At 74.3% G+C, this 14,544-nt stretch carries 14 protein-coding genes; 2 read left to right on the top strand and 12 right to left on the bottom strand.

What is annotated here, in order from left to right; genetic code table 11:
- Nucleotides 1-205 precede the first annotated feature (205 nt).
- The 6 genes from ABGB11_RS27665 to ABGB11_RS27640 all read right to left on the bottom strand — a co-directional run bounded on the left by ABGB11_RS27665 (nucleotide 206) and on the right by ABGB11_RS27640 (nucleotide 5,242).
- Nucleotides 206-442 (bottom strand): hypothetical protein, encoded by a 237-nt coding sequence (locus tag ABGB11_RS27665; RefSeq protein ID WP_347637280.1) that lies wholly within the window; start codon nucleotides 440-442, stop codon nucleotides 206-208.
- A 244-nt stretch (nucleotides 443-686) separates the two neighbouring features.
- Nucleotides 687-1,352 carry a response regulator transcription factor gene (locus ABGB11_RS27660; RefSeq protein WP_024935121.1) on the bottom strand — a complete coding sequence of 222 codons (666 nt, stop codon included), beginning with the start codon at nucleotides 1,350-1,352 and terminating at the stop codon, nucleotides 687-689.
- Nucleotides 1,353-1,380: 28 nt separating this feature from the next.
- A complete protein-coding gene (locus tag ABGB11_RS27655; RefSeq protein ID WP_347637278.1) occupies nucleotides 1,381-1,809 on the bottom strand; it encodes a pyridoxamine 5'-phosphate oxidase family protein in 429 nt (142 codons plus the stop codon).
- On the bottom strand, nucleotides 1,790-2,989 hold the full coding sequence (locus tag ABGB11_RS27650; protein ID WP_347637276.1) for a histidine kinase: 1,200 nt from the start codon (nucleotides 2,987-2,989) through the stop codon (nucleotides 1,790-1,792). The genes ABGB11_RS27655 and ABGB11_RS27650 overlap by 20 nt, the downstream gene beginning before the upstream one ends.
- A gap of 125 nt (nucleotides 2,990-3,114) precedes the next feature.
- Entirely contained in the window at nucleotides 3,115-4,638 is a 1,524-nt protein-coding gene (locus ABGB11_RS27645) for a DHA2 family efflux MFS transporter permease subunit (RefSeq protein WP_347637274.1), read from the bottom strand.
- A gap of 73 nt (nucleotides 4,639-4,711) precedes the next feature.
- Nucleotides 4,712-5,242, bottom strand: coding sequence for a TetR/AcrR family transcriptional regulator (locus tag ABGB11_RS27640; protein ID WP_347637272.1), 531 nt, complete (start codon nucleotides 5,240-5,242; stop codon nucleotides 4,712-4,714).
- 167 nt (nucleotides 5,243-5,409) lie between these two features.
- On the opposite strand from ABGB11_RS27640, the gene fdxA reads away from it, so the two are divergent.
- Together fdxA and ABGB11_RS27630 are read left to right on the top strand one after the other, a co-directional pair.
- Nucleotides 5,410-5,733: a ferredoxin gene (gene fdxA, locus ABGB11_RS27635; protein WP_347637270.1), complete on the top strand. Its 324-nt coding sequence runs from the start codon at nucleotides 5,410-5,412 to the stop codon at nucleotides 5,731-5,733.
- Between the two features lie 5 nt (nucleotides 5,734-5,738).
- Nucleotides 5,739-6,398 carry a helix-turn-helix domain-containing protein gene (locus tag ABGB11_RS27630; RefSeq protein WP_347637268.1) on the top strand — a complete coding sequence of 220 codons (660 nt, stop codon included), beginning with the start codon at nucleotides 5,739-5,741 and terminating at the stop codon, nucleotides 6,396-6,398.
- On the opposite strand, the gene ABGB11_RS27625 is transcribed toward ABGB11_RS27630, so the two are convergent.
- The 6 genes from ABGB11_RS27625 to ABGB11_RS27600 all read right to left on the bottom strand — a co-directional run bounded on the left by ABGB11_RS27625 (nucleotide 6,376) and on the right by ABGB11_RS27600 (nucleotide 14,524).
- Nucleotides 6,376-7,578 carry an Ig-like domain-containing protein gene (locus tag ABGB11_RS27625; RefSeq protein ID WP_347637266.1) on the bottom strand — a complete coding sequence of 401 codons (1,203 nt, stop codon included), beginning with the start codon at nucleotides 7,576-7,578 and terminating at the stop codon, nucleotides 6,376-6,378. The genes ABGB11_RS27630 and ABGB11_RS27625 overlap by 23 nt on opposite strands.
- A gap of 129 nt (nucleotides 7,579-7,707) precedes the next feature.
- Nucleotides 7,708-8,493, bottom strand: coding sequence for a 6-phosphogluconolactonase (pgl, locus tag ABGB11_RS27620; RefSeq protein WP_347637264.1), 786 nt, complete (start codon nucleotides 8,491-8,493; stop codon nucleotides 7,708-7,710).
- The gene (locus ABGB11_RS27615) at nucleotides 8,490-9,539 is read right to left on the bottom strand and encodes a glucose-6-phosphate dehydrogenase assembly protein OpcA (RefSeq protein ID WP_347637262.1); all 1,050 of its coding nucleotides are present in this window, start codon (nucleotides 9,537-9,539) and stop codon (nucleotides 8,490-8,492) included. The genes pgl and ABGB11_RS27615 overlap by 4 nt, the downstream gene beginning before the upstream one ends.
- Nucleotides 9,540-11,066 (bottom strand): glucose-6-phosphate dehydrogenase, encoded by a 1,527-nt coding sequence (gene zwf / locus ABGB11_RS27610; protein ID WP_347637260.1) that lies wholly within the window; start codon nucleotides 11,064-11,066, stop codon nucleotides 9,540-9,542.
- Between the two features lie 141 nt (nucleotides 11,067-11,207).
- Nucleotides 11,208-12,821, bottom strand: coding sequence for a glucose-6-phosphate isomerase (locus ABGB11_RS27605; RefSeq protein ID WP_347637258.1), 1,614 nt, complete (start codon nucleotides 12,819-12,821; stop codon nucleotides 11,208-11,210).
- Nucleotides 12,818-14,524, bottom strand: a complete 1,707-nt coding sequence (locus ABGB11_RS27600) for a phosphoheptose isomerase (protein ID WP_347637256.1) — start codon at nucleotides 14,522-14,524, stop codon at nucleotides 12,818-12,820. Before ABGB11_RS27600 ends, ABGB11_RS27605 begins: the two co-directional genes overlap by 4 nt.
- Nucleotides 14,525-14,544: the final 20 nt, after the last annotated feature.

Raw genomic sequence — 14,544 nt, 5'->3', positions numbered from 1 at the left:
CCCGTGCCATTGCGGTGATCAGCGGGGAGCGGGCGAGAACGTCTCGCAGTCTTCTGCCCGCAGTGGTTTTGGGGATCATGCGGACGTTCGGGGGCGATCTGCTGTCTCTTGGCGACCAACGGACGGTGGGCGGCGTCGTAGCGGGCGAACGCGGTGTGGTGGTCACCTCCCGCGGCGGCGAGTTCTCCAGCGAGGAGATAGGCGCCTATTGTCGCCGGCTCTGCGCCTGCCCCGGCCCGAAGGCGAGCCGACGGACGTTGGAGTGCATTCCGTCGGCACCGGCGACGAGGTCGAAGCGGCGGGTGGGCCCGTGCTCGAAGGCGACCGTCACGGCGTCGCCATCCTGCTCCAGACCGCGGATCGAATCGCCGAACAGGTACTCGGCGCCGGTCACCTCGTGCAGCAGCGCGATCAGGTCACCGCGCATGATCTCGGTGGACATCGGGTCCAGGGTGTCGAAGGCGATGCGAGGTCGCGCTCCAGGCGGCCACCGCACTGCTGGCCGAGCCGGGAGCCACCCTCACCGTCGAAGCCATCGCAGCCAGGGCCGGACTCGGGGCGGCGACGGTGATCGCGCGCCACCGGCCCCCGTCCGAGGAGCTGACCGGGGCCTTCCTCGCCGTGCTGATGGACGGCTTGGGAGCCGCACGCGGCGAGGTCCGGTGGACGAGGTCTCGATCACGTCCCTAGTCGTCGAGGGCGGCGTCGTGGACGAGCAGCGCGATCTGGACGCGGTTGTTCAGCTCCAGCTTCGTCAGCAGGCGCGACACGTACGCCTTCACGGTGGCGACGCTGAGCGACAGCTCCCGGCCGATCTCGCTGTTGGTCCGGCCGCGCCCGACGAGGGCGGCCACCGCCCGCTCGCCGTCGCTCAGCCGGCCGAGCAGCTCGCGGGCGCGGGCCCGGCGCGGGTCGGCGCCGCTCTCGGCCACGTACGACATCATCTTGCGCAGCACCGCCGGCGACATCATCGGCTCGCCCGCCGCGACCTGCCGGATCGCCCGGACGATCTCCGGCGGCGGGGTGTGCTTCAGCAGGAATCCGCTGGCCCCCGCCCGCATCGCCCGCAGGATGTGGTCGTCGGTGTCGAACGTCGTCAAGATGATGATCTCGGGCGGGTCGCGGCGGGAGCGCAGCAGCCCGGTCGCGGCGAGACCGTCCACCCGCGGCATCCGGATGTCCATCAGCACGACGTCGGGACGGTGCTGGTTGACCGCGGCGACGACCTCGGCGCCGTCGGAGACGTCGGCGACGACCTCCAGGTCCTCGGCGCTCGACAGCATCATCGACAGCCCGGCGCGGACGAGCGCGTCGTCGTCCACGATCAGCACCCGGACGTGAGGGGAGTCCATCCGATCACCCTACGGCCCGCGGGCCGGGTCAGGGCCGGCGCAGGCGGCGCCCGCTGACCTCCGTCGCCGCGAGCCGGAACCACGCCTCCCGGTCGCCGCCGGGCCAGGGATCCACCCGCGGGATCTCGGCCTTCTCCTCCTCCGTCAGGGCGTGGGCGCCGCCGCGCAGGAGCACGCTCCAGCCCGCATGGCTCGCCTCGTCGAACCGGTCGACCTGGAACGCCGCCCGCACCTCGCCGCCGACGACGGACGTCAGCAGGCTGTGGCTCAGCCGGCCGGACACCGACGTGCGGAAGACCACCGCCTCGTCGGCGACCGCGTAGTTCACCGGGATGACCGTCGGCCCCTCGCCGTCGTCGAACGCGACGCGGCCGATGACGCCGTCCGAGATGAGCCGCAGGCACTCGGCGCGGTCGAGCTCTTCCAGCACCGGCCGCTCAGAGGAGTTCGCTGCCATGCGTATCACCCTTCCCAGCGGCCCCGGCACCATGCGCGGTCTCCAGCGGGAGGCGGGCGCGCAACCGGAACCGGCCGTCCCCGGTGCGGCCGTGCTCCAGCGCCCCGCCCAGCAGCGCCACGCGCTCGGCGAGCCCGACGAGCCCCGCGCCGGAGCCGGGCAGCGGGAGCGCGGGCGGGCCCGGCGGCACGGCGTTGACGATCTCGATGTCCAGGTCGCTCCCGGCGGCGAGCGTCACCCGGACCCGGGCGCCGGGCGCGTGCTTGCGCGCGTTGGTCAGCCCCTCCTGGACGATCCGGTAGGCGTGCCGGCCGACCCGGGACGGGATCCGGCCCGGATCCGGGACGTCCTCCTCCAGGGTGACGCGGCCCCCGGCGCGCCGCGACTCCTGGACGAGCGCGGCCACGTCGCCGAGCGTCGGCTGGGGCCGCTCGGGCTCCGCCCCGGCCGCGTCGTCCCGCAGCACGCCGATCACCTCGCGCAGGTCCTCCATCGCCTCGTAGGCGTTCTGCCGGATGATCCCGGCGGCCTCGCGCTGGTCGGCGGGCGCGTCCGGGCGGAACTCCAGCGCCCCCGCGTGCACGGCCAGCAGCGAGATCCGGTGCGCGAGGACGTCGTGCATCTCGCGGGCGATGCGCTCGCGCTCCAGCAGCCGCGCCTCCTCGACCCGCAGGCGCTGCTCGGTCTCGGCGGCCCGGGCCCGCTCCTCCAGCGACGCGATCAGCTGGCGCCGGGAGCGGACGAGCATCCCCGCGGTGATCAGCACCAGGTACAGGAGAGCGAACGTGACGGCGCCCTGGCGGAACTGGTGGTCGGGCGAGGTGATCCGGAACAGCGCCAGGATCAGCGCGAGGTTGGCCGCGGCGATCGGCAGGAGCGTCCGCCAGGGGCGGAGCATCGCCAGCGAGTACATCGCGACCGCGGTGGCGCCGAGCGCCGTGGTCGCCGTCCACTGCGTGAAGGTCATCGTCACCGCGACGGCGACCGGGTACCGGCGGCGGAACAGCAGGAGGGCGGCGCAGTGCAGCCCGCCGAACGCCAGGTCGCGCGGGACGGAGATCGTCTCGCCCGCGGGAGGGTCCTCCAGCGTGCCGAGGAGCAGCAGCACGCCGAGCATCCCCGCGCCGGCGGCCAGCCCCGCGTCGTCCAGCCATTCGCGCCACGATCGCCTGAGGGTCACGGCCCCAACGGTAGCCAGACGCCCCGCTTCCGCCAGTGGCCGCAGGTCGCGGTGCCCATCGACTTTGGTATGCGGGCATGCCGAGGGGCCGCGCGGGTTCCGCGCGGCCCCTCGGGCGGGACGGCTCAGCCGCGGCCGGGCAAGTACCGGACGGCGAGCGCCGTGGTGACCAGGATGACGGCCGCCGTGACCAGCACGCCGAGGCCGGCGCCGTGGACGAACGCCTGCGCGGCGGTCTCCCGCAGCGAGGCCGCGGCGGGCGCGGGCAGGTGCCGCGCGATCCCGGCGGCGGCGCCGACCGACTCGCCCGCGGCGCCGTCCGGCATGGAGCCGGAGTAGGCGGTGGCGGCGATGCTGCCGACGACCGCGACGCCGAGGACGGTGCCGAGGTTGCGGGTGGTGTTGCTGACCGCCGAGCCGACGCCGGTCTTGTCGGGCGGCAGCGAGGTCATGACCGCCTGGGTGGCCGGGGCCATGGTCAGCCCGATCCCGGCGCACAGCACCATCGCTGCGATCACGTAGTGGACGTAGCCGGTCCCGCCGGACGCGGTGGCGAAGAAGACCAGCCCCGCGGCGGCGGTCAGCAGCCCGGCCGCCATCGCGGCGCGGATCCCGAACCGGGCGGCGAGCCGGGTCCCGGCGGGGGACGCCACGGTCAGCGCGAGCGCGCCGGGCAGCGCCCGGACCCCGGCCTCCAGCGGCGAGTAACCGAGGACGAACTGGTAGATCTGCGTGAGGACGAAGGTGACTCCGGCGAGCCCGAAGAACAGCACCATCACCGAGACCGCGGCTGCGGTGAACCGCCCGTCCCGGAACAGGCTCAGATCCAGCATGGGCTGGGCGCCGCGGACCTGGGAGACGCCGAAGGCCGCCAGCAGGACGGTCGCGGCCGCGAAGCGCAGCAGCGTCCCGGACGTCGCCCACCCGCTCTCGCCCGCCTCGATGACCGCGTAGGTGAGCGAGCCCAGCCCGGCCGCGGCGAGCACCGCGCCTGTCGCGTCGATGCGCGGCCGGTGCGGCGCGGACGAGGCCGGCACGAGGAGCCGTCCCGCGACCAGCGCGACGAGGACGACCGGCAGGTTCACCGCGAAGATCGCGCCCCACGAGTAGTGCTGGAGCAGCCAGCCGCCCGCCGTCGGGCCGATCGCCACGCCGAGGCCGCTCACCGCCGACCACAGGCCGATCGCCTTCGCCCGCTCGCGCGGGTCGGTGAACACGGCGGTCAGCAGCGCCAGCGTCGCGGGCATGATCAGCGCGGCGCCGGCGCCCATGACCGCGCGGGCCGCGATCAGCTGCCCGGCGGTGGACGACACCGCGGCGCCGAGCGATCCGGCGCCGAACACCAGCATTCCGGCGGCGAGCGCGCGGTGCCGGCCGAACCTGTCGCCGAGGGTTCCGGCGGGCAGCAGCAGGGCGGCGAAGACCAGGGTGTAGGAGTCGACGATCCACGCCAGCTCCCCGGCGCCGGCGCCGAGTGAGGAGGACAGGGTGGGGATCGCGACGTTGACGATCGTCGTGTCGACGACGATCACGAGCAGCGACAGGCACAGCACGGCCAGCGTGTACCAGCGGCGCGGGTAGGCGGTGGGAGCCTGCGCGATCGGCGGGGCGCTCGACGGCGCGGCGGGTGTTGCGGTGGGGGAGGACACTGAGGCTCCAATTGATTGATAGACCTATAAATGAGTCGCCGAAAAGGAACCCCGCCGCGGCGGGGCGGGGGGGTCAGAAGACCATGTCGGTGTACTCGGACGGGAGGTCGAGCACGGCACCGAGGTTCAGGAGGTTGCCGGCGGCCATGAAGCGGGCCACCGTCGCGTGGTCGGCCCCCGTCCGCTCCCTGAGCATGTCGGAGACCTCGATGAAGCCGCGCCTCATGAACTCGCGGATCTCCGGATCGGCGGAGGCGGCGTACCCCTGCATCTGGAGGCGCCGCGCGTCGGTGTCGCCGAGGAGGCCGCGGTAGGTCCGGCCGAGCACGGCGAGCGTCTCCTCCGGGGTGTCGCGCTGCGTCCAGGCCGCCGCGAACGCGTCCCGGATCTGCTCGCGCGAGCGTTGCAGGCAGGCGAGGAACAGGGCCTTCTTGTCGTCGAACAGGGCGTAGATGTAGGGCTGGGAGATGCCGGCCCGCTTGGCGACGTCGGCGGTCTTGGTGGCGTGGTACCCGAACTCGGCGAACACGCTGATCCCGGCTTCGAGCACCTGCTCACGGCGCTCCTCGGCGGTGGGTCTGCGAGTGCCCCGTGTCGTTGCCATGGCTTCATTATTGATACACCAATCAAAACTGTCAACCCCGTCCGCGGTTTTCTCCATGGGGCGGCCCCCACCGTGCGGCGGACCGCTGGCCGGAGCCCGCTGACGGGCGGCGCCCTCCTCGCACAATTAGTACATGTATTATTGTATTAATTCGCGAGGAGGGCGCCGTGACCTATGTGATCGCCGAGCCGTGCGTGGACGTCAAGGACCGGGCCTGCGTCGACGAATGCCCGGTCGACTGCATCTACGAGGGCGAGCGCATGCTCTACATCCACCCGGACGAGTGCGTCGACTGCGGCGCGTGCGAGCCGGTCTGCCCGGTCGAGGCGATCTACTACGAGGACGACCTCCCGGAGAAATGGGAGGCCTACACCGCCGCCAACGCCGAGTTCTTCGACGACCTCGGCTCGCCGGGAGGCGCGGGCAGGCTGGGTGTGCTCGACCGCGACCACTCCCTCGTCGCGGCACTGCCGCCGGCGGGGGGAGGATGAGCGGCATGCCGTCCGAACGCCCCCGCCCCGAGAAGTCGCCGCGCCGCCGCGAGGTCCTGGACGTCCTGCGTGACGAGGGCTCCCCGCTCGGCGTCACCGAGGTCGCCGAGCGCCTCGGCGTCCACGTCAACACCGCGCGCTTCCACCTGGACGCCCTCGCCGCCGAGGGCGCGGTCGAGCGCACCGTCGAGCAGGCGTCCGGCCCGGGCCGCCCGCGGACCGTCTACGCCCCGCGGCCCGGCATGGACCGAGGCGGCGCCCGCGGCTACCGCCTCCTCGCCCAGATCCTGCTCAGCCGCCTGGCCGCCGAGGGCGCCGATGGCCGCTCCGACGCCGTCCAGGCCGGACGAGAATGGGGCCGCTACCTCGTGGAGCGCCCTCCGCCGTTCCGGCCGGTGACCGGGGAGGAGGCCACCGGCCGCCTCACCGCGCTGCTGGACGACCTGGACTTCGCCCCGCGCCCCGACGGGGGCGTCATCCGGCTCCGGCACTGCCCGTTCCTCGAACTGGCCGAGGAGTACGGGCGGCTGGTCTGCGACGTCCATCTCGGGCTCATGCAGGGGGCGCTCGCGGAGCTGGACGCGCCCGTCGCGGCCGACCGGCTGGAGCCGTTCGCCGAACCCGGCGCCTGCCTGGCGCACCTCACGTCAGCGGCGCGCCCGTGACCGGCTTGCCGGTCGCGCTGCCCGCGAGCCAGCCGTCCCAGTCCTTCGCCCACGGGGTCGGGCCGTTCCCGAACCGCAGCTGCCGCGACGTTCCGGTCACCTTCACGATGTCGCCGCGGTTGGTGAAGTCGTAGAACCACTTGGCGTCCGAGGGCGAGGCGTTCACGCACCCGTGGCTGACGTTGTCGTTGCCCTGCGAGTCGGTCGACCACGGCGCCGAGTGCACGAACGTCCCGCTGTAGGTGAGCCGGACGTTCCACTTGGTCGGGATCCGGTACTCGCCCGGGTTCCCGGTGGTGGACGAGTCCATGATGATCTTCGCCGCCTTCTCCTGGGCGATCATCGTGCCGCTGTAGCTGTCGTGGCCCGGCTTGCCCAGGCTGACCTTCATCGTCCGCACGGTCTTGCCGCCGTCGGTCACCGTCGCGCGGTGCTTCTTGGCGTCGATCGTGGTGACGTGCCGCGGGCCCACCGTGAAGCTGACGCTGCGGTCCTTCATCCCGTACATGCCCTCGCCGGCCTTCAGTCCCGCCAGGTGCGCGACGACCTCCACCTTCTGACCGGAGGGCCAGTACTCGCGGGGCCGGAAGTCGACCTCCTTGTCACTGACCCAGTACCAGGCGCCCTCGACCGGCTTCGACATGCGGACTTCGAGCGCCTTCTCGACCGCCACCTTGCCGGCCTTGGTGCTCACGGGCCTGGACAGCAGCACCTGCACCGGCATGCCGACGCCGACGGTCTCGCCGTCCAGCGGCGACATGCCGCTCTCCAGCTTCTTCTCCGGCGTCAGCGTCGTGAACGTGGACGTGGCGGTGACCTGCTTGCCGTCCTCCCCAGTGCCCTGCGCGGTGACCGTGTACGTGGTGGACGGCCGCAGCGTCCACGCCGACTTCCAGGAGGTGCGGTCCTGCGCGAGCGTGCCCTCGGCCTTCGTCTTCTTCTTGCCGTAGGTGAGGGTCACGCCGGTGAGCCTCCCGTTGGCGGCGGTGACCGTGACGGGCTTGTCGGGCGCGGCCTGCCTGGTGCCGGTCGCCGGCGTGATGTCCAGCTTCACGGCGTCGCCGCCCTTGCCGCCGTCCCCGGCCTTGCCGCCGTCGCCGCCGGACGAGCAGCCCGCCGCGGCGATCACCACCGCCCCGATGACCGCCGCACTCGCCATCCCGGTCCGACCCTTGAGCACCTGAGAACTCCTCACGCTCGACGCGGGCTGTCCCATGGTCAGGGTATGCGCGGTTTTACGCGAGGCATGCGAAACCGCGGGGACTGTTCATCGTTCTCTCAGGACGCGCGGGCCTTCCCCAGCGGCGGGTCAAGCGGGCGCCGCGCCTTCCTCGCCTGGTGGGAGGGCGGACGCGGCGGCGCGGTCCAGCAGGAACAGGGTGCGTTCCCGGCCGCGCGCGCCGGCGCACGGGACCCGCTCGGGGTCCGCGTTCGGGGAGAGTCCCCGCCGGACGGCCTCCGCCTTCGACCCGCCCGCCGCCAGCATCCACACCTCCCGCGCGGCCCTCAGGGCGGGGAACGTCAGCGAGATCCGGGTGGGCGGCGGCTTCGGCGCGCCCCGCACCGCCACCACCGAGAGCTTCTCCTCCCGCGGCCCCGCCATGTCCGGGAACAGCGACGCCACGTGCGCGTCGGGGCCGACCCCGAGCATCAGCACGTCGAACGGCGGCACCGGGCCCGCGCCCCCGGCTCCCGCGGCGGCCCGCAGTTCGGCGGCGTACCGCTCGGCCGCCGCCTCCGGGTCGTCGCCGTCCGGGCCGTCCGGCGCCGGCATGGCGTGCACCCGCGCCGGGTCGACCGGCACGTGGTCGAGCAGCACCGCGCGGGCCCCGGTCTCGTTGCGCTCCGGGTCCCCGCGGGGCACGAAGCGCTCGTCGCCCCACCACAGGTCGAGCCGGCCCCAGTCGACCGCGTCGCGAGCGCCGGTGGCGGCCAGAACGGCGAGCACCGCCGTGCCGACGCCGCCGCCGGTCAGTACGACCGACGCCGCGCCGCGCGCCGCCTGGGCGTCCGCGATCCGGGTCACCAGCCGCGCCGCGGCGGCCTGGGCGAGGACGTCCTGGTCCCGGTGGAGCAGGACCTCCGGCGGGGTCATCCGTCCCCCGACCCGCCGCGCGGCTTCTTCGCCCTGGAACGCGGCTTGGCCGCCTCCTTCTGCGCGGGGCCGGTCTCGGCCGCCTCGGCCGTCGCCGACACCGGCTCGCTCGCCACGCCCGGCTCCTGCGTCCCGCCCGCGAGGTCCTTGGCGAACCGCGCGGCGGCCTCCTGGTAGACCTCGTCGGGGTCGAGGCGCCGCAGCTCCTCGGCCAGCAGCTCGGCCATCGGGCGCCGCATCAGCGACACCTGCCGGTCGGGCTGGCCGGGACGGCACAGCGTCGCCACCCGCCCGTCCGGGCGGTGGATCACGATGTCGCCGCCCGTGGTCGCCAGCCGGACCCCGGTGATGCCGGGGCCCGCGGAGACCGTCCGGTCCACCGCGACGCCGAGCCGGATCGACAGCCACGCCGCCAGCAGCTCCGCGCTCGGCGAGTCCGGCTCGGCCAGCACCTCGCCGCCGGTGATCTCGTCGTGGTCCTGGTCGAGCGCGGCGGCCAGCAGCGACCGCCACGAGGTCAGCCGCGTCCAGGTGAAGTCGGTGTCGCCCGGCCGGTACCCCTCGGCGAGCAGGGCGAGGGTCCCGAGCCGGTCGCGCGCCGCGTAGGAGTCGGTCACCCGGCGCTGCGCGAGCACCCCGAGCGGGTCCTTCGCCGGGACCTTCGGCACCTTGCCGCCCGGCCACCACGTCACGACCGGGGTGTCGGGCATCAGCAGCGGCACGACGACCGAGTCGGCGTGCTCGGCGAGCGGCCCGTACATGCGCAGCAGGACCGTCTCGCCGGGGCCGGTCTCGCCCATGCGGATCTCGGCGTCCAGCCGGGAGGAGTTGCCCCGCGGGTCGCGGGAGATGACGGTCAGCACCCGGCACGGGTGCTCCCGCGCCGCCTCCGTCGCCGCCCGCACCGCGTCGTACTGCGCCGACTCGTCCGTCACGATGATCAGGGTGAGCACCATCCCGACGGCCGGGCCGCCCATCAGATGCCGGGACTGGGTCAGCGCGTCCTGGATCTTCCGGGTGGTGGTGCCGGTGAGATCGATGTTCATCTAGAGCCGCCTCCAAGTGCGCCCGTCGCGCGCCATCAGCTCGTCGGCGCTGTCGGGTCCGTAGCCGCCGGACTTGTACTGGTCAAGGCCGCCCCGGCTCGCCCAGTACTCCTCGATCGGGTCGAGGATCCTCCAGGACAGCTCGACCTCCTCCTGCCGCGGGAACAGCGGCGGATCGCCGATCAGCACGTCCAGCAGCAGCCGCTCGTAGGCCTCCGGGGACGCCTCGGTGAACGACTCGCCGTAGGCGAAGTCCATGTTGACGTCGCGGATCTCCATCGAGGTGCCGGGCACCTTCGAGCCGAAGCGGACCGTGATGCCCTCGTCCGGCTGCACCCGCATCACCAGGGCGTTCTGCCCGAGCTCCTCGGTGTCGGTGTGCGAGAACGGAAGGTGCGGCGCCTGCTGGAACACCATCGCCACCTCCGTCACCCGGCGGCTGAGCCGCTTGCCGGTGCGCAGGTAGAACGGGACGCCCGCCCAGCGGCGGTTGTCGATCTCCAGCTTCACCGCGGCGTAGGTCTCGGTGCGGGAGTCGGCGGGGATGCCGTCCTCGTCCAGGTACCCGTTGACCTTCACGCCGCCCTGCCAGCCCGCCGCGTACTGCCCGCGCGCGGTGGAGTCGGCGAGGTCGCCGGCCACCCGCACCGCCGACAGGATCTTGGCCTTCTCCGCGCGGACCGCCTCCGCCTGGAAGGACGTGGGCTCCTCCATCGCGGTCAGCGCCAGCAGCTGCAGCAGATGGTTCTGGATGACGTCGCGGGCGGCGCCGATGCCGTCGTAGTAGCCGGCCCGGCCGCCGATCCCGATGTCCTCGGCCATCGTGATCTGCACGTGGTCGACGAACGAGCGGTTCCAGATCGGCTCGAACATCGTGTTGGCGAACCGCAGCGCCAGGATGTTCTGCACCGTCTCCTTGCCGAGGTAGTGGTCGATCCGGAAGATCGACTCCTCGGGGAAGACGCGGTGGACGGTGTCGTTCAGCTCCTGCGCGGTCTTCAGGTCGCGGCCGAACGGCTTCTCGATGACGACCCGGCGCCAGGCGCCCTCCTCGCGGTCGGCGAGCCCGCTGCGCTGCAGCTGCTCGACGACCTGCGGGAACGCCTTCGGCGGGATCGACAGGTAGAAGGCGTAGTTTCCGCCGGTGCCGCGGCTCTCGTCCAGCTCCTTGACCGCCATCGACAGGGCGTCGAACGCCCCCGCGTCGTCGAACGTGCCGGGGACGAAGTGCATGCCCTCCGACAGGTGCGTCCACACGTCCTCGCGGAACGGCGTCCGGGCGTGCGCCTTCACCGACTCGTAGGCGATCTGGCGGAAGTCCTCGTGCTCCCAGTCGCGGCGCGCGAAGCCCACCAGGGAGAAGCCCGGCGGCAGCAGCCCGCGGTTCGCCAGGTCGTAGATGGCCGGGAGCAACTTCTTACGCGACAGGTCGCCGGTGACCCCGAACAGCACGAGCACGCACGGCCCGGCCACCCGCGGCAGGCGCTTGTCCCGCGGGTCGCGGAGCGGATTGGCTGTGTTGGTCACGTGGCCCCCTCTGATAGCACTGCGCCTTCTTCTGCTTCTGCTCCTGGTACTGCTGCAAGCATCCTGCCCCAACTCGTCCGGAGGGCCGCAATCGCCGGTTCCCCGTCCCGGGGTCCCGACCGCCGCCCGCGGCGCGTGCGCTCACCCGCCGCCCCGGGCCGCGTCGAGCAGCCGGGTGAGCCCCGCCCAGCGGTCCTGCAGATGGAGCCGTACCACCGGGCGGCCCGCCGCGCGCGCGTCGCGGGCGTCCCCGAGCGCCCGCGCGAGCTGCAGCACGCCGAGCCGGTGGTGCCGGCCGGGGACCGGCACGTCGCGGACGACGTTCCCGGTCACGAGGAGGTATACGCCCGCGCCGGGTCGATCATTCCCGGGCGCGGGCGGCGGGGCGCCCCAGCCGACCGTGACCGGGCGGCCGCAGCGGGCCGCGAGCAGCGCGGCCAGCCGGCGCACCTGCGCGCCCTGGCCGTCCGCCTCGTCGGGATCCAGGTAGGCGACGAGCGCGAGGTGCCCGTCCGCGCCGACCCCGCGGGCCAGCGCGTCCAGCAGCTCCTCCACGCCGGACGCGCCGGCGAGCGCGGGGACGGTCGTGTGCACCTCCACGGCCCGGCCGGGGTCGCCGTCGGTGAACAGCGGCTCGCCGGTCCCGTCGTCCAGCGTCATCGGGGCCGGGCGGGCCGCCGGCACGAGCGGGTCGGCGTCCAGCAGGTAGCAGGCGACGGCGGCGGCGTACTCCCACACGACGAGCTGCGCGGCGAGCGGGCCCGCGACGGTGGCGTCGTCCTGGTGGGGGCGGCCGCCGAACGTCACCAGGAACAGGTCGTCGGCGGGGACGATCGGCATGCCGCCGGTCTGGACGACCGGGGTCAGCAGGCCGCCGGCCGTCTCCTCCAGGAGCGCGGCGACCCACCCGGCGATGCCGGGCAGCGCCTCCGCACGGCCGCCGAGCACGGTCGCCCGCCGCCCGGCGCGGACCGCGCCGCCGAGGATCGCGCCGAGGACGAGGCCCGGGTTGTTCTCCGGCCGGGTCAGCGCCGGGAGGACGGCGGTGGCCTCCTCCAGCAGCGTCCGCACGCCGACCCCGGCCAGCGCGGCCGGCACCAGCGCGTAGGGGGACAGGGCGCCGAACGCGGTGGCGGCGGGCGCCTCCACCAGCGGATGCCCCGCCTCCATCGCGTGCTTGGCGGCGGCGGCGCCCGGTTCCGCGACCGTGACGAACCGGCGCTCCACCTCGGCGGGGGACAGGCCGTGCTCCGCCAGCGCCTCCGCGAACACCTGCCGGAGCGTCTCGGCGCCGGCGTCGTCGCCGGTGACCACGACCATCGTCCGGCCCAGCCGCTCGTCGTCCTCCCGGATGCGCAGCACCGGCCCGGGTTCGGGCCCGTCCAGCACGGTGAGCGGCGACGGGCCCTGGCCGGCGGCTCCCCGGTGGGCGTTGACGATCAGCTCGGCGGCGCGGGCCGGGGCGCCGCCGCCGAGCAGCACGACCTCGGACAGCCCGGCCGCACGCGCGTTCGCGCGGAGCTCTTCGGCACGGTCCAGGACGGCGCGGCCAGGCCCCGGCTGGCCCGGCCAGCACAGCGGGCGGCCGTCCACTCCGGCGGTCGCGGCGGACGGCCACAGCGACGCGTCCTCCGACGCCAGGCGCACCGGGACCTGGTCGATCCAGAGCCGGCCCAGCGCCCGCTCGGCGGCCTCCTTGAGCGGCCCGCGGGCGGTGATGGCCGTCTCCCCCGAGACGACGGCGGTGAAGCTCACGGCCGACGCGCCCCCGCGACCGCCCGCACAGCCTCCAGAAGCTTCTCCGTGCCCTCCACCGGGTTGCGCAGGTGCAGCCGGATCACCGGCAGCCTGCGCTCGCGCAGCGCCCGCAGCTCGCCGAGCGCTCGCGCGATCTGGAGCTGCGCCAGGCTGTAGGGGCGGCCCGGCACGGGGTGCGCGGCGAGCTCGTCGCCCGGCGCCGGGTCACCGGTGATGATCAGGAACGCGCCGTTGCCGGGGCCGTCCTTGTGGACGGGCCCCGTCGCGTGCGGGTAGCCGGGGCCGGGCCCGTAGGCGACCGGGCGGCCCGACGCGCGGGCCAGCGACGGCGCGAGGTAGCGCCCGGAGAAGTCGCCCGACAGGTAGGTCATCACCGCGAGGTAGCCGTCGGACGGGACGGCCGCGACCAGCCCGCCGAGGACGGTCCGCAGCTCGGCCCCGGGCGGCCACGGGAAGTCGGCGTGCACCTCGATGTCGTCCTCGACGTACACGGGCCGCTCGGAGGTGAGCGGCCCGCCGCCGGCTGTGCGCAGCAGCGTCGCCGCGTCGTCCTCGGCCTCCTGGACGACCGTGCTGCCCGCCTCGAACGGGTTCACCCCGAGCAGCCACCCCGCGACCGCCGTCGCGTACTCCCACAGCAGGAACTGCGCGCCGAGCGGCGCCCACACCGACGTGTCGGACTCGTCCTGTGCCGCCGTCCGCGGGTTGACCGACACGCCGTGCACGTCGGGGAAGTCGCCCTTGGCGCCGGGCGGTTCGAACGCCAGCACGCCGCGGCCCCGCTTGCCGGTGCCGACCGCGAGGAGCTGGGTGATCCACGAGCTCAGCGCGCCCGACCCGCCGGGCTCGCGCAGCAGCACCTTGTCGCGGGCGATCCCGCCGGGCCCCTGCTGCGCGCTGCCGCCGAGGACCGCGCCGAGCAGCAGGCCCGGGTTGTCCTCGTCCCTGGCCAGCGACGGCACCAGGGACGCCGCCTCCTCCAGGAGCCGGTCGGCGTCCGCGCCCGCCAGCACCGCCGGGACGAGCCCGTACGCCGACAGGGCGCCGTAGTGCCCGGGCAGGTACGGGTCGGTCAGCCCGATCCGGTACCCGCACTGCCGGGCGAAGTCGTGCAGCGGGCTGCCGTGGTCGGTGATGACCAGGAACCGGCCCGCGATCTCCCGCTCGGACAGGCCCCGCTCGCGGAACGCGGCCGAGAAGATCCTGCGGTAGGCGTCGCCCTCCAGCGACACGCCCGCCTTGCTCGCCAGCACGACGAGCGTCCGGTCGAGCCGCTCCATGGCGAACGCGAGCGCGGCGGTGTCGCCGCCGTCCAGGACGGTCAGTTCGCCCGCCGGGCTGGCGCCCTCGCCGGGACCGGCCGCGCCCGCCGCCGCGCCGGCGAGCGCCGGCGTGTGCGTGTGCGCCTCCATGATCGCCTGGGCGGCGAGGCTCTCCGCGCCGACGCCGATCAGCACGATGTGGTCGAGGCCCGAGTAGCGCGCCTCCGAGACCAGGCCGTTCACCTGGTTCAGCAGCCCGCGGGAGGCGAAGGGCAGGTCGAGCCAGCCCAGCCGGCTGTGGTCCACCGCCCGCCGCCCCCACAGCCGGGGGTCCTTCGCGGCCAGCGCGCCGGGGACGCCGCAGCTCACGAGGTAGTCCCTCGCCTGCAGCGCCGAGTCCAGCACCTCGCCGCGCGTCAGTACGTCGAATCCGGACACCGTTCCCTCCCGGCCCCCAT

Origin of the sequence: Actinomadura sp. B10D3, assembly GCF_039871695.1 — a bacterium.
Lineage (GTDB): Bacteria > Actinomycetota > Actinomycetes > Streptosporangiales > Streptosporangiaceae > Spirillospora > Spirillospora madurae.
The sequence above is the reverse complement of the archived record's forward strand: the minus strand, read 5'-3'. Positions and strand labels throughout refer to the sequence as shown.